26 protein-coding genes are annotated in these 25,786 nt (G+C 67.7%); 9 read left to right on the top strand and 17 right to left on the bottom strand.

The features are described from left to right. The first annotated feature begins 171 nt into the window (after nucleotides 1-171). Complete coding sequence (locus K883_RS21650; RefSeq protein WP_008257115.1) at nucleotides 172-1,935, top strand: N-acyl-D-amino-acid deacylase family protein; 1,764 nt, start codon at nucleotides 172-174, stop codon at nucleotides 1,933-1,935. 43 nt (nucleotides 1,936-1,978) lie between these two features. Here K883_RS21650 and K883_RS21645 read toward each other — a convergent pair whose 3' ends face one another. Continuing rightward, a complete protein-coding gene (locus K883_RS21645) occupies nucleotides 1,979-2,581 on the bottom strand; it encodes a TetR/AcrR family transcriptional regulator (protein ID WP_008257114.1) in 603 nt (200 codons plus the stop codon). A gap of 119 nt (nucleotides 2,582-2,700) precedes the next feature. Here K883_RS21645 and K883_RS21640 point away from each other — a divergent pair, with 119 nt between their 5' ends. Further along, complete coding sequence (locus K883_RS21640; protein WP_008257113.1) at nucleotides 2,701-3,246, top strand: SAM-dependent methyltransferase; 546 nt, start codon at nucleotides 2,701-2,703, stop codon at nucleotides 3,244-3,246. Between the two features lie 17 nt (nucleotides 3,247-3,263). On the opposite strand, the gene K883_RS21635 is transcribed toward K883_RS21640, so the two are convergent. From K883_RS21635 to K883_RS21615, 5 genes are all read right to left on the bottom strand, one after another. Continuing rightward, nucleotides 3,264-4,628 (bottom strand): DEAD/DEAH box helicase, encoded by a 1,365-nt coding sequence (locus K883_RS21635; RefSeq protein ID WP_008257112.1) that lies wholly within the window; start codon nucleotides 4,626-4,628, stop codon nucleotides 3,264-3,266. Then, nucleotides 4,625-4,876, bottom strand: coding sequence for a hypothetical protein (locus K883_RS21630; RefSeq protein ID WP_008257110.1), 252 nt, complete (start codon nucleotides 4,874-4,876; stop codon nucleotides 4,625-4,627). The genes K883_RS21635 and K883_RS21630 overlap by 4 nt, the downstream gene beginning before the upstream one ends. 76 nt (nucleotides 4,877-4,952) lie before the next feature. Next, nucleotides 4,953-5,324: a hypothetical protein gene (locus K883_RS21625; protein WP_020822644.1), complete on the bottom strand. Its 372-nt coding sequence runs from the start codon at nucleotides 5,322-5,324 to the stop codon at nucleotides 4,953-4,955. A gap of 7 nt (nucleotides 5,325-5,331) precedes the next feature. Next, nucleotides 5,332-6,036: a thiocyanate hydrolase subunit gamma gene (gene scnC, locus K883_RS21620; RefSeq protein ID WP_008257105.1), complete on the bottom strand. Its 705-nt coding sequence runs from the start codon at nucleotides 6,034-6,036 to the stop codon at nucleotides 5,332-5,334. Nucleotides 6,037-6,070: 34 nt separating this feature from the next. Then, a complete protein-coding gene (locus K883_RS21615) occupies nucleotides 6,071-6,907 on the bottom strand; it encodes an SH3-like domain-containing protein (protein ID WP_008257103.1) in 837 nt (278 codons plus the stop codon). Nucleotides 6,908-7,016: 109 nt separating this feature from the next. On the opposite strand from K883_RS21615, the gene K883_RS21610 reads away from it, so the two are divergent. Beyond that, a complete protein-coding gene (locus K883_RS21610; RefSeq protein ID WP_020822643.1) occupies nucleotides 7,017-7,868 on the top strand; it encodes an enoyl-CoA hydratase-related protein in 852 nt (283 codons plus the stop codon). Nucleotides 7,869-7,916: 48 nt separating this feature from the next. On the opposite strand, the gene K883_RS21605 is transcribed toward K883_RS21610, so the two are convergent. The 8 genes from K883_RS21605 to K883_RS21570 are packed head-to-tail and all read right to left on the bottom strand — an operon-like array spanning nucleotide 7,917 to nucleotide 16,491. After that, nucleotides 7,917-9,593, bottom strand: a complete 1,677-nt coding sequence (locus K883_RS21605) for an FAD-binding protein (RefSeq protein ID WP_036455798.1) — start codon at nucleotides 9,591-9,593, stop codon at nucleotides 7,917-7,919. Beyond that, nucleotides 9,590-10,942 carry an aromatic ring-hydroxylating oxygenase subunit alpha gene (locus K883_RS21600; protein WP_008257096.1) on the bottom strand — a complete coding sequence of 451 codons (1,353 nt, stop codon included), beginning with the start codon at nucleotides 10,940-10,942 and terminating at the stop codon, nucleotides 9,590-9,592. Before K883_RS21600 ends, K883_RS21605 begins: the two co-directional genes overlap by 4 nt. A 12-nt stretch (nucleotides 10,943-10,954) precedes the next feature. Continuing rightward, nucleotides 10,955-12,490 carry an acyl-CoA synthetase gene (locus tag K883_RS21595; protein ID WP_020822641.1) on the bottom strand — a complete coding sequence of 512 codons (1,536 nt, stop codon included), beginning with the start codon at nucleotides 12,488-12,490 and terminating at the stop codon, nucleotides 10,955-10,957. 9 nt (nucleotides 12,491-12,499) lie between these two features. Then, nucleotides 12,500-13,372: an enoyl-CoA hydratase-related protein gene (locus K883_RS21590; RefSeq protein ID WP_020822640.1), complete on the bottom strand. Its 873-nt coding sequence runs from the start codon at nucleotides 13,370-13,372 to the stop codon at nucleotides 12,500-12,502. A 19-nt stretch (nucleotides 13,373-13,391) separates the two neighbouring features. Beyond that, entirely contained in the window at nucleotides 13,392-13,628 is a 237-nt protein-coding gene (locus K883_RS21585; RefSeq protein ID WP_008257090.1) for a biotin/lipoyl-containing protein, read from the bottom strand. Next, nucleotides 13,621-14,619 carry an alpha-ketoacid dehydrogenase subunit beta gene (locus K883_RS21580; RefSeq protein WP_020822638.1) on the bottom strand — a complete coding sequence of 333 codons (999 nt, stop codon included), beginning with the start codon at nucleotides 14,617-14,619 and terminating at the stop codon, nucleotides 13,621-13,623. The genes K883_RS21585 and K883_RS21580 overlap by 8 nt, the downstream gene beginning before the upstream one ends. Nucleotides 14,620-14,623: 4 nt before the next feature. Beyond that, the gene (locus tag K883_RS21575; RefSeq protein ID WP_179945113.1) at nucleotides 14,624-15,628 is read right to left on the bottom strand and encodes a thiamine pyrophosphate-dependent dehydrogenase E1 component subunit alpha; all 1,005 of its coding nucleotides are present in this window, start codon (nucleotides 15,626-15,628) and stop codon (nucleotides 14,624-14,626) included. Next, entirely contained in the window at nucleotides 15,628-16,491 is an 864-nt protein-coding gene (locus tag K883_RS21570) for a mycofactocin-coupled SDR family oxidoreductase (protein ID WP_020822636.1), read from the bottom strand. The genes K883_RS21575 and K883_RS21570 overlap by 1 nt, the downstream gene beginning before the upstream one ends. A gap of 285 nt (nucleotides 16,492-16,776) precedes the next feature. Here K883_RS21570 and K883_RS21565 point away from each other — a divergent pair, with 285 nt between their 5' ends. The 4 genes from K883_RS21565 to K883_RS21550 all read left to right on the top strand — a co-directional run bounded on the left by K883_RS21565 (nucleotide 16,777) and on the right by K883_RS21550 (nucleotide 20,571). Further along, a complete protein-coding gene (locus K883_RS21565) occupies nucleotides 16,777-18,000 on the top strand; it encodes a CaiB/BaiF CoA transferase family protein (protein WP_020822635.1) in 1,224 nt (407 codons plus the stop codon). A 277-nt stretch (nucleotides 18,001-18,277) separates the two neighbouring features. Beyond that, nucleotides 18,278-18,565 (top strand): ANTAR domain-containing protein, encoded by a 288-nt coding sequence (locus K883_RS21560; protein WP_008257079.1) that lies wholly within the window; start codon nucleotides 18,278-18,280, stop codon nucleotides 18,563-18,565. A 322-nt stretch (nucleotides 18,566-18,887) separates the two neighbouring features. Next, complete coding sequence (locus tag K883_RS21555) at nucleotides 18,888-19,739, top strand: helix-turn-helix domain-containing protein (protein WP_020822634.1); 852 nt, start codon at nucleotides 18,888-18,890, stop codon at nucleotides 19,737-19,739. Between the two features lie 7 nt (nucleotides 19,740-19,746). Next, complete coding sequence (locus tag K883_RS21550; RefSeq protein ID WP_020822633.1) at nucleotides 19,747-20,571, top strand: SAM-dependent methyltransferase; 825 nt, start codon at nucleotides 19,747-19,749, stop codon at nucleotides 20,569-20,571. Between the two features lie 23 nt (nucleotides 20,572-20,594). Here the strand turns inward: K883_RS21550 and K883_RS21545 are convergent, their stop codons facing one another. Next, nucleotides 20,595-22,283 carry a DUF4407 domain-containing protein gene (locus K883_RS21545; protein WP_020822632.1) on the bottom strand — a complete coding sequence of 563 codons (1,689 nt, stop codon included), beginning with the start codon at nucleotides 22,281-22,283 and terminating at the stop codon, nucleotides 20,595-20,597. Between the two features lie 227 nt (nucleotides 22,284-22,510). Between K883_RS21545 and K883_RS21540 the strand changes: the two genes are divergently transcribed. Both K883_RS21540 and K883_RS21535 read left to right on the top strand, forming a co-directional pair. Further along, nucleotides 22,511-23,068 carry a hypothetical protein gene (locus K883_RS21540; protein WP_020822631.1) on the top strand — a complete coding sequence of 186 codons (558 nt, stop codon included), beginning with the start codon at nucleotides 22,511-22,513 and terminating at the stop codon, nucleotides 23,066-23,068. Nucleotides 23,069-23,176: 108 nt separating this feature from the next. Beyond that, nucleotides 23,177-23,605 carry a type II toxin-antitoxin system Rv0910 family toxin gene (locus K883_RS21535; protein ID WP_014382645.1) on the top strand — a complete coding sequence of 143 codons (429 nt, stop codon included), beginning with the start codon at nucleotides 23,177-23,179 and terminating at the stop codon, nucleotides 23,603-23,605. 4 nt (nucleotides 23,606-23,609) lie between these two features. On the opposite strand, the gene K883_RS21530 is transcribed toward K883_RS21535, so the two are convergent. After that, nucleotides 23,610-23,891, bottom strand: a complete 282-nt coding sequence (locus K883_RS21530; protein ID WP_020822630.1) for a LapA family protein — start codon at nucleotides 23,889-23,891, stop codon at nucleotides 23,610-23,612. Between the two features lie 93 nt (nucleotides 23,892-23,984). Continuing rightward, complete coding sequence (locus K883_RS21525) at nucleotides 23,985-25,760, bottom strand: molybdopterin-dependent oxidoreductase (protein WP_036455795.1); 1,776 nt, start codon at nucleotides 25,758-25,760, stop codon at nucleotides 23,985-23,987. Nucleotides 25,761-25,786: the final 26 nt, after the last annotated feature.

Here is a 25,786-nt window from a genome sequence, read left to right as displayed (position 1 = left end):
GCAAACCGGTTGGCGGTGATCCCCACAGCTGGATCATAGCGTCCGCCGCCGCACTGTCGTTGCTGGCTAAACGGCGCGTGGCGCGCCGAGAACGAGGCCAGACACTATGCCCGGTATGTATGATCACTGCGGATCCAGCAGGCAGGGCGCCTGGCAGAGGGAGGCCGACCGATGCAGTACGACACCGTGATCACCAACGGGCGCTGGTTCGACGGGACGGGCGGACCCTCGGCGGTGCGGGACATCGGTGTGCGTGACGGCCGCGTCGTTGCCATCGCCAAGGGGCTCGACACGGCCGGCGCCGACGTCATCGACGCGACGGGCCAGTGGGTGATCCCTGGCATCATCGACATCCACACTCACTATGACGTCGAAATCATTTGTGCGCCAGAGCTTTCCGAATCGCTGCGGCACGGCGTGACGACCGTGATGCTGGGATCGTGTTCGCTGTCCACCGTTTACCTGGACAGCGTCGATGCCGGTGACATCTTCGGCCGGGTCGAAGCGATTCCCCGGCGCTATGTCATCGAGCACCTCGACGCGGCGCGCTCGTGGACCAATCCCACCGAATACGTGGCCGAACTCGAACGCCTCAACCTCGGTCCGAACCTCGCGGCCTTCATCGGGCACTCCGATCTGCGCGCCGCGACGATGGGCCTGGATCGGGCGACGCGCAAGGACGTGCGGCCGTCCGCCGCGGAACTCGCCCGCATGGAATCGATGCTGAACGACGCGCTCGATGAGGGTTTCGTCGGGATGTCTTCGCAGCAACTGCTGTTCGACAAGCTCGACGGCGAGGTCTGCAGATCGCGCACGCTGCCGTCGACGTACGCGTCCCCGCGCGAGCTGCGCCGCCTGAACGCGATCCTGCGGCGGCGCGACAAGATCTTGCAGTCCGGCCCCGACATCAGAAACCCGCTGTCGGTGGTCTCGCAGCTGCTGACGTCGCTCGGGATCCGCCGGCCCCGCCTGAAGACCAGCCTGTTGTCGGCGGCCGACATCAAGGCCATCCCGTTCGTCATTCACGTCATGGACCGCCTCGCCCGCGTCGTCAACGCCCTCGGCGGCGACTTCCGCTGGCAGCATCTGCCGGTGCCGTTCGAGGTCTACGCCGACGGGATTTCGTTGGTGGTGTTCGAGGAGTTCGGCTCCGGCGCCGCGGCGCTGCACCTGCAGACCGAGATCGAACGCAATCAGCTCATGCGTGATGAGGAGTATCGGCGCAGGTTCCGCAAGGACTACGACAGCAAATACGGGCCTCGGGTCTGGCACCGCGACTTCTTCGATGCCGAAATCGTGGCCTGCCCAGACGAGTCCGTGATCGGCAAATCATTCGGGCAGGTCGGCGTGGAGCGTGGCGGCGTGCACCCGGTCGACGCCTTTCTCGACTTGGTCGTCGAACACGGCGAAAAGCTGCGCTGGCGCACCACGATCTCCAACCACCGACCCGAGGTCCTCAAGAAGATGGCCCAGAGCCCGACCATCCAGATGGGGTTCTCCGACGCGGGCGCGCATCTGCGCAACATGGCGTTCTACAACTCCGGACTGCGGCTGCTGCGGCACGCGCGCGACGCCGAAAACTCCGGCAGGCCGTTCATCTCGATGGAGCGCGCCGTGCACCGGCTGACCGGCGAGCTCGGGGAGTGGTACGGCATCGACGCCGGGACGCTGCGCGAGGGTGACCGCGCCGACATCGTCGTCATCGACCCCGACAAGCTCGACGAGTCCCTCGACCGCTACGCCGAGCATCCGGTCGAGTCCTACGGCGGGCTGTCGCGGATGGTCAACCGCAACGACGAGACGGTCACGGCCGTGCTGGTGTCCGGGAAGCTTGCGTTCGCCGCCGGCAAGGCCGCGCCGGCGCTGGGCAAGGAACGATTCGGTCAGTTCCTGCGGGCGGGGAGCCCCTCCCGAAAGCTCGCCGCCACCGGGTAGGTAGGCGGCGCGCCCAGCGAATACGGCTGCGCCGCAGGGGGCTTCACGCCACCGAGGCGCCCAGGATGAGGTTGACGGCCTCGTCGAGTTGGCCGGCGATCTCGGCGAAACTGATGAACCGGGCCGTCATCAGCGCACCGGAGAAGGTCATCTGCAGCGTGGACTTCACCGCACGCGGCCAACCCGGCCCCAACGCGGCGCCGATGCGCCTGGACACCTCCTCGCCGATCTGTTCGCGCAGCGGCGTGACCGCCGGATCGTCGGCCATCAGGGCCGCGCCGCACGCGGCGGTCAGCTCCGGCTCGTCGGCGACCACCACCGCCATGTCCCGCAGGGTGGCGCTGACCCGGGTCTTGGTCGACTCGTTGACGTCGGTGTGCAGCGGCAGGTCGCGCAGGAAGCGCAGGTACACCGCCGCGACCAGCGCGCTTTTCGACGGGAAGTAGGTGTAGGCGCTGGCCGGGGACACCCCGGCACGAGTCGCCACGGCCCGCATCGTCAGGTTCGCGTACGACGTTTCCCGCAGCTCCTCCAGCCCGGCATCGAGGACTTTGCGAATCGTCTGGCCCGGCCGGCGATCCGACCTGCGGGCCGCCCCGGCGGCGGTTTTAGCGGCAATGGCCTGGAACGACGCCTCGTTGGACACCCGTCCAGTCTAGGAAGGCGCCGCGCCACCAACAACTTCCGTTCACCGCGGTCGTCTTCACCGCGCGATGCTGCTAGCAGACAACTGTCCAGAAGACGCCGGGTCCTAGAGTGTCGCGTATGGGCGAATCGGACCGGCATCGCTGGGACGAACGGTACGCCGCGAAGGCGCCGCCGTCGCTGGATTCGGTTGCACCGCCCGGTGTTTTCGCGGGCCATGCGCGGGAGTTTCCCACCGCCGGCACGGCGCTCGACCTGGCCTGCGGGCAGGGAACCGGCTCGGTCTGGTTGGCGTTGCGGGGCCTGCACGTGCTGGGGCTGGACATCTCCGCGGTGGCGGTCGCCCACGCGCGGGAGTTGGCCCGGCGTGCCGCGGTGGCCGACCGCTGTCGCTTCGACGTCGTCGATCTCGACGACGGTCTGCCGGGGGGCGCGCCCGCCGATGTCATCCTTTGCTGCAAGTTCCGCGACCGCCGTCTCGACCATGCGATCATCGAACGCCTGGCGCCCGGCGGGCTGCTGGCGATCGCCGCGCTCAGCGAGGTGGGGGCGTCCGCGGGGCCGTTTCGCGCGGCGCCCGGCGAGCTCACCGCCGCGTTCGCCGAACTGACCCCGATCGCCGCCGGCGAGGGAGCGGGCCAGGCCTGGCTGCTGGCGCGCCGCTGACCCGTTCCGGACCGCGACTATCTGGTGCTTCCTTGTGGGCGGCTCGAACGGCGACGATCCAGCCGACGCGTCGCGGTGGCGCCGTGGTGCGATGTCGCCGCTTCGGCAGGGGAACTGGTCTTGGGTGACCGGGTGTTGGTCCGTCGACGCCGGTTACCGCCGGTGTTCTGCCGATGCTGGCGCGCGGGAACATTGGCGGGCACCGGGGCCTGATAGGGCGCAACCTCACCCACGAGCGCCTGCACCGCCTCCGAGTTCGCGGTCACCTGCTGGGGAGTGACTTTGATGCCGGCCTTGCGCAGCAACTCCCGGGTGTCTTGGCGCTGCTCGGGCAGCACCACCGTGACGACGTCACCGGCGCTCCCGGCCCGCGCGGTGCGCCCGGACCGGTGCAGGTAGGACTTGTGCTCGCTCGGCGGATCGATGTGCACAACAAGCTCGACCTCGTCGACGTGCACGCCACGCGCGGCGATATCGGTCGCCACCAGCACCCGGGCGCTGCCCGCGGCGAACCTCGCCAGGTTGCGCTCCCGAGCCGGCTGAGACAGGTTGCCGTGCAAGTCGACTGAGGGAATGCCCGATTCGGTGAGCTGCTTGGCGAGCTTTCGCGCTTGGTGCTTGGTGCGCATGAACAGGATCCGGCGTCCGGCGCCGGAGGCTAGCCGGTGTACCAGTTCCTTTTTGGCCTGCGCACTGGCGACGTGGAACACGTGATGCGTCATCTCGGATACCGGGGAGTTGGCCTCGTCGACGGAGTGCGAGACCGCGTCGCGGAGGAACCGCGTGACGAGCTTGTCGACGCCGTTGTCCAAGGTCGCCGAAAACAACAGGCGCTGGCCACCATTCGGCGTCGCGGCCAGGATCCGGGTGACGCCGGGCAGAAAACCGAGATCGGCCATGTGATCCGCCTCGTCGATCACGGTGATCTCGATCGCGTCGAGGCTGATCAGACGCTGCTTCATCAGGTCCTCGAGCCGGCCGGGGCAGGCGACGACGATGTCGACGCCGGATTTGAGCGCGGCCACCTGGCGGGTCTGCGAGACGCCGCCGAAGATCGTGGTGACCCTCAGGCCACACGCAGCCGCCAACGGCTCGAGCGTCGCGGTGATCTGCGTCGCGAGCTCGCGGGTGGGTGCGAGCACCAACCCCGAGGGCCGTGCGGGGCGCCGGTTTCCGTGGGAGAGGCGGCTGACGAGGGGAATCGAGAATGCGAGGGTCTTTCCGCTGCCGGTTTTCCCGCGGCCGAGGACATCTCGGCCGGCGAGTGTGTCGGGCAGGGTTTCCACCTGAATCGGGAATGGGTGTGTTATGCCGCGCGCTGCGAGCGCACTGACGATGTGTTTGCCCACGCCGAGATCGGCGAAAGTCTTGTCGGTAGTCACTTTTCGGTGCCTTTCAGGCATCGGTGGTGCCGCGCCGGAGACAAGGAGGTCACGCGGGCATCGGCACGAAGGTGGCGAGATTGCCGGGTGGCAAAATCGATCGCCGCGAGACCAGCTAGTGCGCGATGCACGGTCATCGAGGTGTCAAGCGCGATCTTCTTCGCTGGCACCAGTGGGATGAGGAAGCGTTCCACGACGGTGTTGGCATGCAGTGTTGTGAAGCCAACGTTGCCGCCAGCGTAGCGCATCGCCGACCGAAGCCTCTCATCAGCAGCGAAAAACTCGCGCTGTTGTGCTGCAACTCACTATTTGCGATGACGTCGCTCAGGATTCCAGCCTGGCGCGCACGGCGGCCAGCCTTGCCTCGAGTTCGGATTCGTCGATGACGCCGCGCGCGACGAGCGAGTGGGCCAACGCAACCAGCCGGTTCTCCGGGTAGGGCAGGTCGGCGTAGAGGGTCGCCGATAGCGCGTCTTCGTCGTCGCGCCGCTCGACAAAGCCGAGCAGCCGTGCGCCGCAATGACTTTGGTCGATCGCATCACAAATGCCGTCGAGACTCGTCTGCCAGGGCGGCACCGGGTTGTCGACCCCGTACTTCGCCGCCATGCGACTCCAGACCTGGTTGCGCGCAACGATTTTCGTCAGCGGTGCGACGGTGGAGTCCTCGGTGGGACGTGGGGTGTTCGCGGTGCTCATCGGAAGCTCAGGGCGCTGCGGGATGGACGGCGGCACGGGTCCGGGTGACGGCGTTGGTCGTCACGCCCGGCTTGGGCAGCGCGACACCGATCAGGCAGTCGCGGGTGACGATCTCGGCGAGTTGGTCCTCGGTCCAGCCCTGCGTTCCGTCGGGGCGGACGGGCATCACCATGAAACGGTGCTTCTGGTTGGAGTCCTCCACCCGGATCTCGACGTCCTCCGGCAGGATCAGGCCGAACTCCGCGAGCACCTGGCGGGGCCAGCGGACGATGCGGCGGCGATAGTTGGGCGTCCGATACCACTCGGGGGAGTTGCCCAGAATCGGCCGCGGATAGCACGAACACAGCGTGCAGACGATCACGTGGTGCAGCGTCGGGGTGTCCTCGAGGACGTGCAAAGCCGTGAAGTCGCTGGGCGTCCCGAAGCCGGTCGGTTCCAGCCAGTCGACCCCCACCTCCTTGCTCGCGGCGAGGGGGTCCGACCGGGCCAGCTCCTTGTAGTCGGGGTCGAGCCAGGCCCGCGCCACCAGGTGCGCCGCGGGGGTCGGGCCGATCTGTTCGGCGAACTCGGTGAAGCGTCGATGCTCCTCCGCGGTGAAAAGGCCCTTCTCGATGCACAATTCGCGCAGCGCGATCTCGAGGACTTCGAAGTCGGTGATCTCGTCCACCATGGGCGCTGCGGTGCGCTCGTGATCGTGTTCGTCGACGCTCATGCCGTGGTCCTTTCTTCCGAAGCCGCAGCCGTGGCTAGGCCGATTCGAGCCACCGTTCCGGGATCTCGGTCTGCAGGGTGTCGTTGCCGGGCCCGGTGTAGCCGTGCCACAACTGGGAGAGGTTGAACCGGACGATGTAGAACCACTCGGGCCGTTGGTCCGGGCCGTCCCACGTCTCGTCCTCGGCGGCGGGGCTTTCGTAGGACACGACTGCGATCTCGCCCGTCGCGCCGCGCACATACTCCTGGGTGCGGGTGTAGAGCAGCACGGGGAGGTCGCGCACCACGACCCTGTCGCCGACGCTGAACTTCGGCGCCCCGGCCTGCCCGGCATACACCTGCGGGTCGCCCTTGCCCACGGCATGGACATGGTGCCGGTTGCGGTGGACGGGCGCGGGATCGCCCTCGAACTTCGGCGTCGCCGCCAAGGGCTTTCCGCGCAGGCCGTCGGCGTAGCGTGCCTTGACTTCGGCCATGCGTTCGGCCAATTCACTCAGGCCGATGTGGTGCTTTTCGGTGAGTACGCGTGCCACCGCCAGCAGCCAGCGCCCGTAATGGGGCAGGCCGAGATAGATGGTGCGGCCGAGATCGACGTTGCCCATCCGGCGCCGTTCCTCGGACAGCCAGATCCCACGCCAGCCGAGCACCTCGCACAGGACGTACGTGTTGTGCTCCCAGATCTCGTACTGCTTGTTCTCGAACTCGATCGGGGCGTCCGGCTCGCCACCGACGTCGTGCGGGGTCTTGACGTAGGCGGCGAATCGCTCGTGGTCGATGAGATCCGGTGTGGGAGCGTCCGGAAGTTCGGGATAGGCGGATTTGAGCCGGGCCACCAGATCCAGCTGCTGCACCCGGTCGCGAGGAGTCGCCATACCAGCCCCATCCGTCGTCACTGCGCCCCAGTACAGCTCACTCCTCGCGTCGCGATCGCGCAACCGTCAAATCAGCGGCGCGCGGGGCGCAGGAGGGTATGGTCCGACCATGGAGCGTCGCGAGCTCGAAGCGGTCATCTATGAACGCGAACCGCCGATTGCGCGGATCATCCTGAACCGGGCGGACAAGGCCAACACCAAAGACGCGATCCTGGTCACCGAGGTCGACGACTGCCTGCACGAGGCCGACCGCGACAAGGACATCAAGGTCGTCATCCTCAAAGCCAACGGCAAGGGATTCTGCGGTGGGCACGTGGCCCGTTGGGGCCCCGACGAAAACCCATATCCGGATTTCGGCGAGACGTTCGAGGATCTCTACAAGGGCACCGCCGACCTGTTCCTGTGGCCGACGTTGTACCTCTGGGAATTTCCCAAGCCGACCATCTCGCAGATCCATGGTTATTGCATGGGCGGGGGCATCTATCTCGGGTTGCTGACCGACTTCTGCGTGGCGTCCGAGGACGCGTATTTCCAGATGCCCCTAGCCCAAAGCCTCGGCGAGCCAGGCGGGCACACCATGATCGAGCCGTGGCTGCTGATGAACTGGCACCGCACCATGGACTGGCTGCTGCTGGCGCCGACCCTGTCCGCGCAGCAGGCCCTGGACTGGGGACTGCTCAATCGGGTGGTGCCACGCGATCAGCTCGAGGACACCGTCGAGGAGATGGCACGCAGGATCGCCCAAATCCCGCTGACCACACTGATGGCGGTCAAGAACAACGTCAAGCGCGCCTGGGAATTGATGGGCATGCGGGTGCACCTGCAGGTCAGCCACATCCTGACGAATATGGTCGGCGCCGCCTCCGATGTGCAGGCGCGGCGAGCCGAGCTCATGCGGTCGGGCATGAAGCCCCGCGAATTCGTCGACCGCGACGAGCGGTCTCCCCGCGAGCAGACGTAAAAGCACTCGACACGCCGAAGAATGGGGTGCTTTTGCGTCTGCTCGCCGTTACTTGCCGGCGGCGTGGCGGGCGGCGACGTACCCGAACACCATCGAGCTGGCGATGCTCGCCCCGGCACCCGGATAGGTCCGCCCCATCACCGTGGCCGTGGTGTTGCCGGTGGCATACAAGCCCTCGATCACCCGATCCCGTTGGTCGAGGACCTGCGCGTGCTCGTTGGTGATCACGCCCCCGCACGTCCCGACGTCGGACGGGAGTACGCGGGTCGCGTAGTACGGCGCGGTGTCGAGCGGCCCGATCGCGGCGTTCGGCCGATACCCCGGATCGCCGAGGCAGTCGTTGTAGGCCGATTGGCCGCGGCCGAAGTCCGGATCCAGCCCCTTGGCCGCGTACCGGTTGAACCGCTGGATCGTGCGGGCCAATTCGTCGGCGGGAAGGCCGATTTCGCCGGCCAGCTCCGCGATGGTCGCCGCGCGCTTCACGGCGCCGGACTCGATCAGTTCCGGCGGCAACGGCTGGTTGCGCTTGAGCGGGTTGGCGCTGGTGACGTATCTGCGGACGTATCCCTCGTCGAAGATCATCCAGCAGGGCACGGCCTTGTTGGCGTACATCGCTTTGCCGACCTCGACGTAGGAGTTCGACTCGTTGCAGAACCTGCGGCCGCTCGGGTCGACGTAGATGGCGCCGGGTCGCTGGCGGCCCGAACCCAGCGAGGCGGCGACCGCGCCGCCGTTGGCGATGAAAACCGAAGGCAGCCACCAGGCTTCGTCGAGCAGATCGGTCTTGGCGCCCAAACGCATCGCCGCCTCGAGCGCCTCACCGGTGTCCCCGGCGTTGGCGATCGACCACTGCCCCTCGTTGGGCTGGTCGCCGCTGTAGCGGCGGCGCATCTCCTTGTTGTGGCCGAATCCGCCCGCGGCCAGCAGGACTCCCTTGCGCGCCTCGACGTGCAACGGCGTGCCGTCGCGCACGATCCGCGCGCCCACCACCCGGCCGTCCTCGACGACGAGGTCGGCCATCGCGGCGTTGGTCCACAACGGGGGATGCCCGTCGCTGAGATCCATCAGCGCCTTGAGCATTTGACCGATCAGCGAAGCGCCGTTGGTGAGGATCTGGCGCCGCCGGGCACGGGCGGCCGCGGTGCGCAGGAACACCCGGGCCGCCACCGCGAAGGCGCGCGGTGAGCGGTTGAAGTATTGAACCGACCGCAATTCGTTGGTCAGCACCACGTATCCGTAATTCTTGGCCAGCGGCGGCTGCACCTTGTCGCGCCAATCACCCAACTGCGCGGCGTCGAACGGGATGCCCTCGACCGCGCGGCCGGACGCGTTGCCGCCCTTGTGGTTCGGGTAGTAGTCGCTCCAGCCCGCACATCGGATCAGTCGCACACCCTTGCGGGTGAGGAAGTTGATCATCTCGTGGCCGGCCCGCAGGAACGTTTCGCGACGCTCGGGCGAGGACGCCGCACCGATGTCGCCGACCACGTCGGCCAGGTAGGCCAAACCGTCCTCGTGCGAGTCGGCGATGCCGTCGGCCCGCATCAATGGGTTGTTCGGCAGCCAGACGATGCCGCCGGACAGCCCCGTCGAACCGCCCACCAGTGACTGCTTTTCGATGATGAGGGGTTCGAGCCCGCAGTCCAGGGCGGCCAGGCCGGCGACCATACCGCCCCCGCCGCTGCCCGCGATGAGCAGGTCCACGGAGCGGTCCCACTGCGGGCTCATCGCGCCTCCACGGGGCTCGTCGTGAAGCCGAGATCGGCGATCGGCACGTCGATGGTCGTGTTGGTCTTCTGGATCGCGGGCACCAGCGCGTCGTACGGCAGCCCGGCCAGGAAGCCGTCGATGACACGCTCGAAGTTGGAGATCAATCCTTCGATCTGGTTGGACAGCCGCATGAAGTCAAAGCCCTTGGAATGCAGCCCCTTTTGTTGCCTCGGCAGGTTGGAGAAGTCCTGGGCGGGAATCGGCGGCCAGCGCGGGTCGTCGGGCGCCATCGGTACCGGGGGCGTCGGTTTGCCCGCCGATGCGTCGTTGGGAAACCGGGTGAGGGACCAGATCTCGAACAAGGTGTCCTCCTGTCCCAGCGGCCGGATCCGGTACGACGACGCGCTGCTGTAGGTCGGCAGGATGAAGTAGTGCGGGAAGGCGAAGCCGATCGCGTCGGTGATGCCGCGGCGGGCCAGCTCGTTGAGGTCGGGCATGCCGCTGCCGCGCGCCCGATGCCAGGCGACGACGGCGTCGTTGAGGGCGCTGCGCCAGGCGGCCATTGCCGCCGCCGGGTCGGGCGGCAGCTCGATGTTCTGCAGCCCTTCGGCGATCCGGATGTCGTTTTCGTGCGTCATCCCGCCCATGCCGTCGCCGAGGGTGCGCATGAAATACAGGCTGCTCGCGACGACCGGATGCACCGTCGCGGCGACTTCGCCCGGCTGCGCGGACGGCAGCAACTGTGGGTGGGTCTGCGGGACGTGATAGCCCTCCATGAACGCCGCCGCGGCCAGCTTCCAGTTCACGGGCAGCCGGCACGATTGCCACCACTCGACGCGCAGCGAGTCGACCTGCCAGGCGTCGTAGACCGACGCGAACGGCTCCATCCAGTCCCGCAGCGCCGGCGCGTCGTCGTCGAGGTTGATCCACGCGCAACCGCCCCAGAGCTCGCATCGCACCGGCACGAGCCGAAGGTCGTCGGCGCTCAGGTTTTCCTCGGCGAACGCTTCGGGACGCAGCACGAACGTGTTGTGGCCGTCGAGGCCCCAGCACCAGCCGTGGAACGGGCACACGAAGGTGCGCCGATTCCCGTTGCCCTCCACCAGCTTCACGCCGCGATGCCGGCAGGCGTTGTGATAGGCGCGCACGGTGTGGTTGTCCACCCGCGCCACGATGACGGACTGGTCGAGGATTTCGTATTCGACGAAGTCGCCGGGCTTGGGGATCTCCTCGAGCCGGCACGCCATTTGCCACACGCGGGGCCACAACATCTCGGCTTCCAGCGCGTAGAACTCGGGGTCGTAGTAGCGCTGTTTGGGGATCCGATCGGCGGTCCGAACCGCCCACGGTACGTTGCTAGCGTTCATAGCCATCCTCGTTCACACGATCCGCGATACCCGTCCCTGCCAGTACCGCTCGCGGATGCGCCTCTTGTAGAGCTTTCCGTTCGGGTCCCGCGGCAGCTCCGCGTCGAATTCCACGCTGCGCGGGCACTTGTAGCCGGCCAGGTGGGCCCGGCAGTAGTCGATGAGTTCGGCTTCGAGCTCCGGCCCCGCAACCACGCCGTCGGCGGGCTGCACGACCGCCTTGACCTCTTCGCCGAATTCCTCGTTGGGGACCCCGAACACGGCCGCGTCGACCAGCTTCGGATGCATGACGAGCAGGTTCTCCGCCTCTTGCGGGTAGATGTTGACCCCGCCGGAGACGATCGTGAACGTCGACCGGTCGGTGAGGTACAGGTAGCCGTCTCGGTCGACGTATCCCATGTCGCCGAGCGAGCGCCAGCCGCGGTCGTTGCACACCGACGCGGTCTTGGCGGGGTCCTTGAAGTACGCGAAGTCCGGTCCACCTTCGAAATACAGCTCGCCCGATTCGCCGACGGGGAGCTCCCGCCCGTCCTCGTCGAGCACGTGCACCGGGGCCATCGGGATGCCCACCGAGCCGGGGTGGGCGAGCCATTCCCGTGGTCCGATCGTCGTTCCGGCGAATCCTTCGGTGCCTCCGTAGTATTCGTGGATGATCGGTCCGAACCACTCCATCATGCGGCGTTTGACCTCGACGGGACAGGGCGCGGCGGCGTGGATGACGCACCGCAGGCTCGAAACGTCATACCTGTCCCGGACTTTCGCGGGCAGCTTGAGCATGCGCACGAACATCGTCGGCACGAACTGGGCGTGGGTCACCCGGTGCGTCTCGATCAGACGCAGCACGGCCTCGGCGTCGAACCTGCGCAGCAGGATCGACGCGGCGCCGACGCGGTTGGCCGCCATGGTGTAGTTCACTCCGGCCGCGTGATACAGCGGCGCGGGGGACAGGTACACACTCGAGGGGCTCATCCCGTATTTGTGGATCAGCGCCAGCTCCAGCACCGCCTGCGCCCAGGACCCGTTGCCGTCCTCGGGCAGCGGCCGCCGCACCGCCTTGGGGCGCCCCGTGGTGCCCGACGAATACAGCATCTCCGAGCCGTCCGACACCGGCGGCGCTTCGCCGGCCGCGGCCAGCGCGTCCTCATAGGACTGCCAGCCGGCCATCGGCCCCCCGACGGCGATGTGGGTGATCGGCGCGGCGTTGGCGGAACGGAGGTGCGCGGCCAGTTCGGGCATCGAGGCGTCGACAAAGACCGCTTTCGCGTCGGAGTCGTCGATGACGTAGGCGACCTCGTCGGGGATGAAATGGGTGTTGACGGGGGTGTAGTAGAGGCCGGAAAGCTGAGCGCCCCAGGTGATTTCGAGGAATTCGGCTCTGTTCGGCAGAACCAGCGCGATGCCGTCGCCGCGACGCAGGCCGGCGTCGTGCAGCAGCGCGGCGACCCGCCGGCTGCGGGCATGCAGCTGGGCGTACGAGATCGCGTCACCGTCCGCGACGATGAGTGCCGGCGACTGAGCGGCACTGCGGGCGTGGTCGGCGATGTTCACCGGCGAGCCTTAAGTGGTTGCGGCGCCGTCGGTCTGGGCGGCCGCGGCGGCCTGGCGGCGGGCGTGCTCGGAGGGCAACACCTTGTCCTTGAAGACGGTCTGAATCAGCTGCTGCACGTCCTTGCTGATCGAGGCGAGCGCGACGAGGTCGTTAGAGCTCTGCCAGTGCACCCGCATGCCCATCAGCTCCCAGGCCCGTTTGAGGTTGGCCTTGGTGAGCATCAGCGTCGTGAGCGGCGCCTGGGCGATGTGGCGGGCGATCGCGTCGACCCGATCGTCGAGGTCCTCACGCTTGACCACCTCGTTGACGAGGCCGACTTCCAGCGCCTTCCTGGCGTCGATCACCTCGGCGGTGAACAGGTAGTAGGCGGCGCGCCGCCAGTTCATGAAAACCCATGGCTCGATGGAACATTCGCCCGACGGCATGCCGAACCCCTGCAGCGGCGGGTAGGAGAAGTAGGCGTCCTCGGAGGCGATGACGATGTCGGTGGTCAGGCCCATGTGCGTGCCGCCGCCCACGCAGTAGCCGTGCACCTGGGCGATGGTGGGTTTGGAGAATTCCCACAGGTTCAATGTCGGCTTGACGAACAAGTCGCTCTGGGCTTTCCACGGATGGCCGGTGACCATGGCGTTCTCGACGAACGACGGGTAATCCACGGCGTTGTTGCCGATCGCGTGGCCCGAGCAGAAGCCCTTGCCGTTGGCCTTGAGGATGAGCACCTTGATGTCGTAGTCGCGGTCGGCGTCGGCCAGCGCCGCGTCGACCTCCTCGGCCAGCTTCTGGTCCTGCGCGTTGGCCTTCTCCGGCCAGTTCAGCGTGACGCGGGCGATGGGGCCGTCCTTTTCGTAGATGATTCTCTCGCGGGTCTCGTGGAGATCCATTGGGACTTACCTTTCTTCGTTATGACGAGATGACTCCGATTTCGGCGCCGATGTCGTAGGTGGTCCCGACCTGGCCCGTCCACCGCACGGTCCCCGTCGCCCCCGCTTCGATCTCCTGCTCGACCTTCTCGGTGGCGATGACGTAGATCGGCGTGCCCGCCTCGACGTGTTCGCCGGCGCCGACGAGCAGCCCGGTCAGTTCGGCCTCCGAGACCGCCACTGAGACCCGGGGGATGCGAATGATGAAGTCAGCCATGCACCTTCGCCCTCTCGCACGCGCGCAGGGCCGCTTCGACGATCCGCGCCGGCGACGGATACACCTGGGCCTCGAGCACCGCCGCCGCCGGGTTGGGGACGAATCGCGCGGCGACCCGCTCGACCGGCGCGGCGAGCTCCCCGAAGAGCTGTGTGTGCAGGATCGCGGCGATCTCCGCCCCGGGGCCCGCGAATTGCACGGCGTCATGGACGATCACGGCTCGGCGCGTGCGGCGCACGGACCCCACGATGGTGTCGACGTCGAGCGGCACCAGGGTGCGCAGGTCGATCACCTCGGCGCTGACGCCCCGCTCGCCCAGCGTGTCCGCGGCGCTCAGCGCGTCGTGCACGCAGCGGCCGTAGGCGATCACGCTGACGTCGGTGCCCGGCCGCTTGATGTCGGCCTGCCCGAGCGGAATGGAGAACCCGGGCTCGGTGGGGACGGGGCCCTTCTTGCTCTGCAACCGAATCGTTTCGACGAACAGGCACGGATCGGGGTCGAAGATCGCCGCGGTCAGCAGCCCCTTGCCGTCGCGTGGTGTGGAGGGCACGATCACCTTCATCCCGGGGATGTGCATGAACCAGCCCTCGAGACTCTGCGAATGCGTTGCGCCCGTAGCCAATCCGGCATATACCTGGGTGCGGACGGTGATGGGCGCCGACGTGCGCCCGGCGGTCATGAACCTCAGCTTGGCGGCGTTGTTGATCAGCTGATCGGCGGCGATCCCGATGAAATCCATGATCATGATCTCGGCGACGGGCAGCAGCCCGTCGATCGCCGCGCCGATGGCCGCGCCCACGATCGCGGCCTCCGAGATCGGCGTGTCGAGGACGCGGTCGTGGCCGTACTTCGTCGACAAGCCCGCCGTCGGCCCGGAGGCGCCGGGATCGGCGATGTCCTCCCCGAGCAGGAACACCCGTTCGTCGGCCGCGAGCGCCTGGTCCAGCGCGAGGTTGAGCGCCTCGCGCATGGTCATCTCCTTGTCGTCCATGCGCTTACACCGGGAACGCGATCGGGGTGGCGTACACGTCGCGGTCGAGTTCGTCGATCGACGGGGAGTCCGCGCCCAGCACGGTCCGCAGGGCGGCCTCCACCGCGGCCGCCGCGTCGCTGTCGATGCGGACGAGATCGTCGTGATCGCAGACGCCGGTCGCTTCCAGGTGGCTGCGGAACCGGGGCACCGGGTCGGCGGCCAGCGCCGCCTCGAGTTGTTCGGAGGGGATGTAGGGCGTCCGGTCGCCGAAGTAATGGCCGCGGAAGCGGAACGTGACGCACTCGATGAAGGTGGGGCCGCCTCCGTCGCGCGCCCGCCGCAGCGCGTCGTCGAGCACCGCTTTCACCGCGAGCGGGTCGTTGCCGTCGACGCGCACGCCCGGCATGCCGTAGCCGGCGGCCCGGTCGGCGACGTGTTCGAGCTTCATGGTGTCCGATGTCGGTGTCATCTCGGCGTAGAGGTTGTTCTGGCAGACGAAGACGAGCGGCAGGTCCCACAGCGCGGCCATGTTGGCGGCCTCGTGAAACGAGCCGGTGTTCGTGGCGCCGTCGCCGAAGCTGACCACCGTGACGCGGTCGATGCCCTTGCGTTTGGCGGCCATTGCCAGCCCGACGGCCACGGGTGGCCCGGCGCCGACGATGCCCGTCGAAAGCATTACGCCCTTGGCGGGATTGGCGATGTGCATGGTGCCGCCCTTGCCCCGGCCGGCGCCGACCGTGCGGCCCATCATCTCGCCGTAGATCTCCTCGAGCGGGACGCCCTTGCCGATCAGGTCGTGCAGGCCGCGGTAGGTCGTCACCAGCTGGTCGTCGGGCCGCAGCGCCACGCCCATCGCGGCGGCGATCGCCTCCTGGCCCCGCGAGGGCCAGTACACGCACATGAACTCGCCGGTGCCGATGCCCTTGGACAATCGATCGTCGGCCGCCTTCATCAGCACCATCAATTCGTACAGGCGACGCTCGACGCCCTGCGAGACCGATTGCGGTGCATCGTGTTCGGCGGTCATCACGCTCCCGACCAGGGTTTGACCTTGAGGAAGCCCCCGGCGTCGACGCGCAACTGCTGTCCGGTGATGTAGCGCGCCGCGTCCGAGGCGAGGAACAGCACCGCCTCGCTGATGTCTTCGGGCTCGACGTAGGGGACCGGCATCGCCTGCACGAGCGGGAACACCGGCTCGGCGTCCTCGCGGGTCGGCTCCGTCAGATCGGGCCGGAAGGCGCGATACATCGGTGGGCTGTGCAGCATGTCGGTGTTGACGTTCGTCGGATGCACCGCGTTCATCCGGATGGAAAACCGGGCCAGCGCCAACGCGAAGTCGTTGACGTAGTGTGCGGCAGCCAGTTTCGCGAAGGCGTACCCGGCCCCGCCGGGGCCGCCGTCGATCCCGCTGGTGTTCATCGACGACATGAAGGCCGCGTTGGAACCGATCACGATGATCGAGGCACCAGGCCCCAGGTGTTTGAGGCTCGCGTGCACCAGGTTCAGCACGCCGATGAGATCCACGTCGACGGCGTCGGCGAAAGCTTGCGGCGGCAGACCCGCGGTCAGGGGGCAGATGCCCGCGTTGGCGACCACGACGTCCAGATGCCCGAACTCGGCGACGCCGGCATCGATGGCCGCGGACAAGGCCACGCGGTCGCGAACGTCCGCGACCGCGGTGTATGCGCGTTGCCCCTCCTTTTCGACCAGCCGCGCCGTCTCGTCGAGGTCCTCCGGACGGGCCAGGGGGTATTCGTTGGTTTCGATGTCCGCGCACAGGTCCACCGCGATGATGTCGGCGCCCTCGGCGGCCAGCATCCGCGCGTGCGAGCGGCCCTGGCCGCGTGCGGCGCCGCTGATGACGGCCACCTTGCCCGCTACTCTGCCCATCGGCCGCCCTTCGTCTGTCCGGTTACGTCGCGATTCACGTTGGGGCCCAACGGTATTCGGTGTGACGGCAGTGGGCCCGGGCGAGGACGAGGGGGCCGGTCACCCGTCTGGGCGGTGGCGGGGCGCGCGATCACCGCGACGGTGGGCGAAACGAGACCTTCGGCCGGCTCCATCGCATCTCTTCCCCGAAAAACTGCGCTGACCTGCGGATGGGCTATCACTACGCCCAAGACTAGCTAGAATATCTAAAATAGCAAGGAATGGCGGCGAGCGAGGGGATTGGCGATGTCCGACGGGGTACTGCGCGGCGTGCGGGTGGTGGAATTGGCGTCGTGGACGTACGTGCCGTCGGCCGGTGCGGCCCTGTCGGACTGGGGCGCCGACGTCATCAAGGTGGAGGGTGTCACCTCGGGCGACCCGGGCCGCGCGCTGGTCGTCGGCGGTTTCACCAGGCAAGCCGCCCGCCCCGACGCCGACTTCATCCTCGAGTTGGGCAACCGCGGGAAGCGCAGCATCGGGATCGACATCAAATCGGCGACCGGCCGTGAGCTGTTCGGCCGGCTGCTGGCCAGCGCGGACGTCTTCTTGACCAATTGGCTTCCGGGCGCGCTCGAACGAGCCCGCCTGACCGTCGACGACATCCGCTCGTTCAACCCGAAGATCATCATCGCGCGCGGCACCGGGCTGGGTGTGCGGGGACCGGACCGGGACAGGGGCGGGTTCGACGCCGCGACGTACCTCGCGCGGGGCGGGGTCGCGTACACGCTCACACCGTTCGGCAGCGAGACCCCGGCGGTTCAGGGGCCGGGTTTCGGTGACCTGCAGGGTGGGGCGACACTGGCCGGCGGTGTCTGCGCCGCCCTGTTCCACCGCGAACGCACCGGCGAGCCCACGATCGTCGACTCCTCGCTGCTGGCCCAGGCGATGTGGTCGATAGCGCCGTCCATTTCGGCCGCCGATTTCTTCGACATCGACGGGATTCCGGGCGCCCCGCCGGGGCTGGCCATCAACCCGCTCGTCAACCGCTACAAGACCAAGGACGGCAGGTGGATCCAACTGGTATTCCTGCAGCCGGACAAGTTTTGGTTGGGCTTCTGCCGGCGCATGGGCCTGGCCGAGCTGGCCGACGACGAGCGCTTCGTCCCGTCGAGCAACCTGATCGCCAACGCGGCCGCGGCGACCGAACTCTTCGCGGATGCGTTCGCCCGCCACGACCTCGCGCACTGGCAACGTGTGCTTGCGGACGAACCCGGCGTGTGGGGCGCCCTGGCGACGCCGCGGGAGACCCTCAACGACCCGCAGGTCGAGCCCAACGGATACGTGGTGACCAACGTGGACGACCACGGCGAGAAGTACCGGATCGTCGCCGCCCCGGTGCAATTCGACGAAACCCCGCCGGCGCCCGCGCGTGCGCCCGAGCACGGCCAGCACACCGAGGAGATCCTGCTGGAGCTCGACGTCGATTGGGGCGACATCGCCAAGGCCAAGGAGCTCGGGGCGATTCTCTAGGGCTCTCTAGGGGGCGACGGGGGAGCGACCTAATCGCGGGATTCGCAACCCGTTTCGATACCACGCGTCGCGGATTCCGTGGTTAGCAGCCGATTCCGAAAGGGTCACGGGCGGATATCAATGTCTCCCGCGGTCTGGCAGAACGCAGGCCGTCGACAAATCATGGCACAGGGCGCTTTTGAGATATGCGGCCGCGACGATGCGTAGCACACACGAATTCCTCGTCCGGTACGTGAGTGGCGGATTCATTGACGGCGCCGCAGGAGGTATCCACAGCATGACATCGAACTGGGTTCCAGCCCAGACTTCGTGCGGCCCGCACTCCGGTCGCATCCTTGACACCGCGCGGGGCATCCTCATCGGCCTGCGCCGGTGCCCTTCGGAGGCCGCCCTGGACGAATTGCACAGTGCGGCGTTGCGGCACAAGGTTCCGGTGTTCGCGATGGCGTGGGCGCTGGTGCACCTGGCCGGCGACGGTCAACAGACACCCAGTTTCGCCGACGCCCAGTCCGCGGCGCGGCACGAATGGGGTCGGTTGTTCGAGTCCGCCGCAGTCCCCTGTTGAGCGGGCACCAAGACGTTGGGACGGCCGAGCTTTCGAGGGGTAACCCGGCCGTCTCCAACTCTTTCGATAGCTCTTTCGATGAAGCACCCGACCGTTCCGCGGGTCGCGCCTTCGGGCTCGAGCTCTATTGGCCGGCTCGCGGGCGCGGCAGCAGGCGCTGGCGGAAAAATCGGGCGGCCCGTCGACCGATGTTTGAAACCGACTACGGCATAAGCCTGTTCCGCTGACGGGCGCACACCGAAGCCAAAGTCGTGGGCGTCGAGCGAAGTGCGAGAATGTCATCTGTGGCCGGTGTCCAACGCGATGTGAACCGGGTCTGCTGATGGGCTCGGGGCCCCAGCTGTACCGCCCGCGCTCTGAGCTGGCGGACCATATCGAATTCTTCGGGCATTGGCTCCATCGCGGGGCGACCTACCGAAGCCGGGCGCTGCCGCGCGGCGCGGTGACGATCGTCGTCGACGTCGGCCACCGCCAGCAACTGGACCTCTATGCCGCCGACGGCACCACCGAGATGAGCGTTCCGCCTGCCTTCATCACGGGATCGCAGAACACGCCCTACGTCTCGGACATCGCGGCCGACGAGCCCGTCATGGCCATCCATTTCCGGCCCGCGGGCGCATTTCCGTTTCTGGGCATACCGTTGGGCGACCTGGCGGATCGACCCGTGGGCGTCGGTGAGATCTGGGGACGGCAAGGACGCGACCTGCACGAGCGCCTGATCGAGGCACCGTCCGTCCCGGCCAGGTTTCGTCTGCTGGAGCAGTTCTTGCTCGCGCAGGCGCGCTCGTCGGTGCATCGGCATCCCGGCGTCGCCGCCGCGATGGCCGCGATCGAGGCTGATCCCTCGATTCGACTGGCTGACGTCCGCCGGATGACCGGACTGTCCACCAAGCGGCTCATCGCCCTGTTCCGCGCCGAAGTTGGCTTGCCCCCAAAGGAATTTGCCCGTGCCCGGCGCTTCCAAGCCGCGCTGAAGCGCCTTGGTGACGGCACGCCCGGTGCCCGCGTCGCCGCCGACCTAGGGTATTTCGACCAGTCCCATTTCGTGCGGGAATTCCGGGCTTTCAGCGGGACGACGCCGACCTGCTACCGGCGGCAGCGCATCCTGTTGCCCAGCCACGTCCCGCTCGAGCGGCACAAATATCCAAGACCATTCGTTCGTGCGTGCTCATGATTGCGACATGGAAGACACCAGACTAGCCGTCGCTCACACCGGCCTGTTGGTTGCGGCGATGCGCGCCGAGGAATCCGCCCGCCGGGACCGACTGTTCACCGATCCGTTCGCCGAACGGCTCGCCGGCAACGAGGGTCGCGAATTGCTTGCCCAAGCCGTGGCGAAGACGGGCGCGGCGTCACCGCAGATCGCCATCCGGACGCGCTTCTGGGATGAGCGCCTGCTGCGGGCTCAATCGGACGGCATTTCGCAGGTGGTGATCCTCGCCGCAGGCATGGACGCCCGTGCATACCGTCTGCCGTGGCAGCCGGGCGTCACCGTTTACGAAGTCGACCAGCCGCGGGTGACCGCCATCAAGGACGAACGGCTCGCCGGCGAGCAACCCCGGTGCCAGCGGGTTACGGTGGGCATCGATCTGGCCGACGATTGGCCGAAGGCCCTGCGTTCCCAGGGGTTTTCATCGTCCGCGCCAGCGGTGTGGCTAGTCGAGGGTCTGCTGCAGTACCTCGAGGCATCGGATGTCGACGCCTTGTTCGCCAGAATCGACGCGTTGTCCGCGCCGGGTTCGCGGGTGCTCTATGACCTGGTCGGGGCGACGTTGCTGGAAGCCGAATTCCTGCAGCCCACCCTGGAGTTCATGCGGCGCCTCGGTGCGCCATGGACGTTCGGTACCGACGCACCGGCGTCCCTCGTCGAGCGGCACGGCTGGACGGCCCACGTCACCGATGTCGCCGAGCCTGGAACGAAGTGGAATCGCTGGGACCACCCGGTGGTCCCGCTCGACGTGCCCGGAATACCGCGCGGCTACTTCGTCGAGGCGGTCAAGGCCTAGCTTCGGTTCGCAATAGCGCCAGGCTATTTTGGTGGCGGCAGTCGGGGCGGGCCTTCCGACGCACCCAAATCCCGCGGTGCTCCGCGCGTCGTCAACTCCGGTGCGTGTCCGGCGGCCGGCAGGCGATCCTCGCCGGGTGTGTAGCGCGATGAGGTGACGAATTCCGCCCGGGCAGACGGCGTTTCGGCACCACCTTCGCCCGCGGGCAGTTCGGCGCTCGACGCCTCGGAGTTGACGGTCACCGTGCGGGTTCGCTTGAGCGCGAACGTGATCTCTTCGGTCTCTTCGAGTACCCCTTCGAACACGTGGCGCGCGGTGCGTAGCGGCTGGGTCGTGGTGTCGATCACCCGCGCCACGAACGGCGGTACCAGCGGCCTGATCCAGCGGGCGGCCGCCCTGGTCGCCTCTGGGAGCGACGGGATCAACGGCGCGTTTCGCGCGTTGGGGCGCGCGATCTCGTCGCCCTCCTCCGGCGCGGGCCGCTGGGCGATCGCCCGGCTGGCCGCCTCCGCTTCGGCGGCGATCGGCAGATACCCGCCGTCCTCGACCGGTTCGACGGCCCGCTGCGACGGCGCGTGCACCGGGCTCTCGAGGGCCTGCAGGACACGGCGACGCTGATGCTCGCGGTCGATCTCGGTCTGCGCCTCGATGGCGAGCCGGGCCTGGGTCAATTGGTGCTCGGCCCACATGATCTCGGCGTCGCGGCGGACCTCGGCCCGCTTGATCGCGATGGCGGTCTCCGCGTCGAGTTCGGCGCGGTCGCGCTCCGCGCGCGCGGCGGCGTGGCGATCGTACGTTGTCTGCCCGCGCCACAACCCCAGGATCAGTGGTGTCAGGTACAGCAGCACGCACGCCCCGATGGTCAGCACACGCAGGGCTTGGGCCCCCGCGGTGTCGGAGGCGAGGTCATTCATCGCGACCCACCGTGCACCCAGGCCCCGGCCGGCGTCGGCGATGACGCCGCGCCGCGCATCCTGCAGGTCTTGCTCCTGTCGCGAGATCGTGGCATCCAACGCCGGCGCGCGGCTGTCCCGCGCAGACAGCGCGGCGTCGAGTTCATGCTGTGCGTCGTTGAGAAGCTCGTTGCCCGTGCGGGTTTCGGGTCCGGGGCCGGGAACGCCGGTGATCCGGGTCTGCGGGCAACCGGGGGTGGGGTGATATTCACAGCGGGCGACGACCAGGGCCCTGTCCTGCCGATCGCGGGCCTGCGTGACGGCGCGCTCGAGTGCGGCGCGCGCCTCCTCGGTGCGCTGTAGCGATGCCGATGCCTGCGCGACCGCAGGCGCCGATTCCGCGGCGCGCGCGGCGCGTTCGTCGAGGCGCTGGTCGATCGAGCCGGACAGGATCACCGACGTGGCGAGTTCGCCGACGATGACGCCGACCGCGGCCGCCATCGCGGCGCGTCCCACGAGGCCCGGGCGGCTCCGGTGGGGACCCGGCACGGTGGCGCGGGTTACCGCGCCGGCCAGCAGGCCGAAGACGACCGTCAGCGGCACGACGGCAACGCTCGTCGCGCGGGCCGACCCGCCCACTGCCAGCGCCGCGACCAGCCAGGCCAGCGCGGCTCCCAGCATCACGACGGCGCCGGCCACCGCGTGGGCGGACCGCTCGTGGCGTTCGCCGGCCTCACGGCCATGTCCGCCGCCGAGCCAGATGAGCGCTTCCGCGACCCTGGCCAGGCCCGGGCGGCGGTCGATTACTTCCTGGGGCATGAGACTGAAAACACCTCCGCGATCAAGCCTCCCAGGCCCGGGGCCGACGCATCGAATCGAAGCCGCCACGTGTGGCGGGCCTCACAGCCCCGCGGGATGGACACAGATCACCAGCCGGGCGTCGGCCGGGCGGGCCCGGTGCGACGGGACGGGAACGGACGCGTAATTCCTGCGACGCGAGCGGATCAGCGGCCGTTCGGGCAGGTGACGTGAGACGGTATAAGCCTATGTCGAAACACGATTTTGTCACCTACGAGGAATTCGGTCGCAGGTTCTTCGAGGTCGCCGTCACCCCCGAGCGTGTCGCCGCCGCGTTCGCCGACATCGCCGGCAGCGAGTTCGCCATGGAACCGATCGCGCAGGGACCGGGCAAGATCGCCAAAGTCAGTGCGAATGTCTCGATCCAGGAGCCCCGCGTCACCCGCCGGCTGGGCGACAGCATCACCTTCGTCATCCACATACCGCTGTCGATCGACCTGCTCGTGGACCTGTGGCTCGACAAGCAGCGCTTCGTGGTCTCGGGTGACATCGCCCTGCGAGCGACCGCGCGCGCGGCCGAACCGCTGCTGCTGATCGTCGACGTCGCCAAGCCGAGGCCTTCCGACATCACCGTCAACGTCTCGTCGAATTCCATCCGCGGCGAGGTGCTGCGGATCCTGGCGGGGGTGGACGGCGAGATCCGGCGATTCATCGCGCAGTACGTCGCGGCCGAGATCGACGCGCCGGCGTCGCAGGCGGCACAGATCATCGACGTCGCTGCGCAACTCGAACAGGCGTGGCCCTGAGGCTGCCCCACGAATAGCGCCGGCGGTGTTGGGGTACCCACCCGTGGTTGTGCGTTTGCCACCACGTGGGTGGCGGCGCTTGGGATCGGGGAGGAGCGGAGGAACGCCTTGGCTCGAGTAGATGTTTCGGTGTCCTCGAAGGTGGAGCCGGAAGCGGCCTGGAAGCTGGCGTCGGACCTGGACCGGTTCGACGAGTGGATGACGATCTTCGCCGGGTGGCGAAGCCCCGTTCCCGACACGATCGAGGAAGGCACCTGTGTCTCGTCGTGCGTGAAGGTCAAGGGTTTCCGCAACGTCATCCATTGGACCGTCACCCGGTACGACGAGCCGAAATCGATTGAGCTGCAAGGCCGCGGCCGTGGTGGAATCCGGCTCAATGTGGAGATGACCGTGTCGGCGAACGACCCGGGATCGACCTTTCACCTCACCGCCGACCTCAAAGGCGGCCTGCTCAGCGGGCCGATCGGGGGACTGGTCGCCAGGGTGCTGCGATCGGACGTGCAAAAGTCCGTGAACAACCTCGCGTCGTTGCGGTAGGGGCCTATCGGCCCGGGTGACCGATCACCCATTCGCGCTGCGCCTGGCGAATCCGCCTGCGGTCCATCGCAAGCCACGCCAGGCCCGCCCCGAACGCGAGCATCGCGACGATCGCCGCGACGACGCCCGCGTGGGCCTGTCCCAAGGCAAAGTTCGCCACGCACACCACGAAAGCCAGCGCGGCCGCACAGACCACGACCAATCCGGGCGTCTGCGCCGCATCACGCATCGAGTCGTCGCCGCGCCGGGCAACGGTCCGATCATCATCGACAGGGCTGTGCCTCATGGGCGTCTCCTCTGCTGTCGCTTCCGTCCGGCCGATGCAGTGGAGCTACCCAAAACACCGGCTGGACAAACGACTTGGCGGAGTTGACGGCCGCTACAGGGTCTGGTGCCGCCCGAAGTACTTGTGGTCCTCGCTGTAGCCGCCATACCCGCTTCCGATGTCACGGTAGTCGGCGACGAATTCGATTCCCTTGATCCACTTCACCAATTTGAATCCGTGCTGCAGCTCATTGCGCAGCCGCAGCGGCCTGCCGTGCATGTACGGCAGCTGCTGGTCGTTCATGTTGTAGGCCAGCATCGTCATGTGGTGGTCCATCTGACCGATGTGATGGGCGTTGTAGTAGATGCCCCCCGTGGCGCCCAGACCCATCGAATAGAACACCGCCCACTTCGCCTCGGGCAGCGGCTTGACGATGTCCATGATCGTCTTCATTTGCACGCCACCCCATTTGGCGACGCCCGACCACGCCTGGATGCAGAAGTGCTGGCTGATCTGCTCGTGGTAGGGCAGCGCCATCAAGTCGTCGAGCGAGAACTCCATCGGGTGCTCGACCAGGCCGTAGACCTTCAGCCGCCAGTTCTTGAAGTCGTCGCGCTCGAGCTCCTTGTACTCGACGGTCTCGGGCAGGCGGCCGTTGCGCCAGTGGTGCGGCGAGATGTCCTTTTCGGTGAACGCGCCGGGCTTGGGGTCCAGCTGCTCGAGCATCCGCTGGAAGGGACCCACCAGCGCGTAACCCACGCGCTGCACCACCCGCGGGTGCTTGATGGTGAACGGGGTGGCCCACACCCAGGCCACGGCCGTGACGACCATCGCCAGGGAGAAGATCCCGAATCCGATCCAGCTGTTGTCGTCGCGGGCGGCGAACATGTGGTTGAGATTCCGCAGTGCCTCGGTGGTCAACACCATCGTCACGTGCACCAGGATGAAGAACAGGAAGTACACCAGCACCACGAAATGCAGCGAGCGCGCGTGCTGGATGCTCAGGCGCTTGCTCAGCCAGTGGACCCGCTGCGACAGCGCCGGCGACATCCCCAGGCCGGTGATCAACGCGGCCGGGGCGGCGATGAAGACGGTGGTGAAGTACGACAGCAGCTGCAGGCCGTTGTAGGCGACCCAGCCGTTGTCGGTCGGCCAGTCCAGGGACATGTACTGAATCGCGACCGATGCGGCGTTGGGGAAGACGTCCCAGCTGGTCGGCACGATGTGACGCCACTGTCCGGTGGTGAACAGCAACACGTAGAAGACCGCCCCGTTGAGGAGCCACAACACGTCGACGCCGAGATGCCACCACCGGGCCAGCCCGATGGAGTGCCGGAATCCGGGCAGCCCGAGCTGCGGCGGCAGGGCGACGGTGTCGGCGTTGGCGGTCCACAGTTCGTCGTCGGGAACCGGCGGCCCGACCCGCAGCCACTCGTCCTTGCCGGGGGTGGCGTTGCGGCTGAAATAGAGCCGGGGATGGTCACAGAGGATCTGGATTCCGGTCCTGATGATGAACATCATCATGAACAGGTTGAAGAAGTGCGTCCAACCGATCCACGCGGGCAGGCCGGTGGGGGCGCCGCTGTGCGGGTCGGTCCCGGGGTAGCGCGCGATGAACGACTGAATGGCCGGCACGTTGTGCAGGCCCTTGCCGATCGCCACCGACGCGATCAGCAGCCCAAAGCCGATCGGGATCAACCACAGAAGGTTGAACCACCGGTCACGGCCGACGCGCAACTTCGGGGCGGTCGCCCGCCTGGTCAGATCGAACCCGCCGCCGTATTCCTCGACATCGATGGTGTCGTGGGCGGTATGGATCTCGTGCCGATAACCAGGATCGGATGTCAGCGGCGTGCCTACCGCCAACGTCGAGACTGAGCCGTTCCCCACCGGGTCAATACGTTTGCTTTCGGCAT

This window comes from Mycobacterium sp. TKK-01-0059 (assembly GCF_000709305.1).
Lineage (GTDB): Bacteria > Actinomycetota > Actinomycetes > Mycobacteriales > Mycobacteriaceae > Mycobacterium > Mycobacterium intracellulare.
Note: the sequence above shows the minus strand (reverse complement) of the source record. Positions and strands in the feature narration are given on the sequence as shown.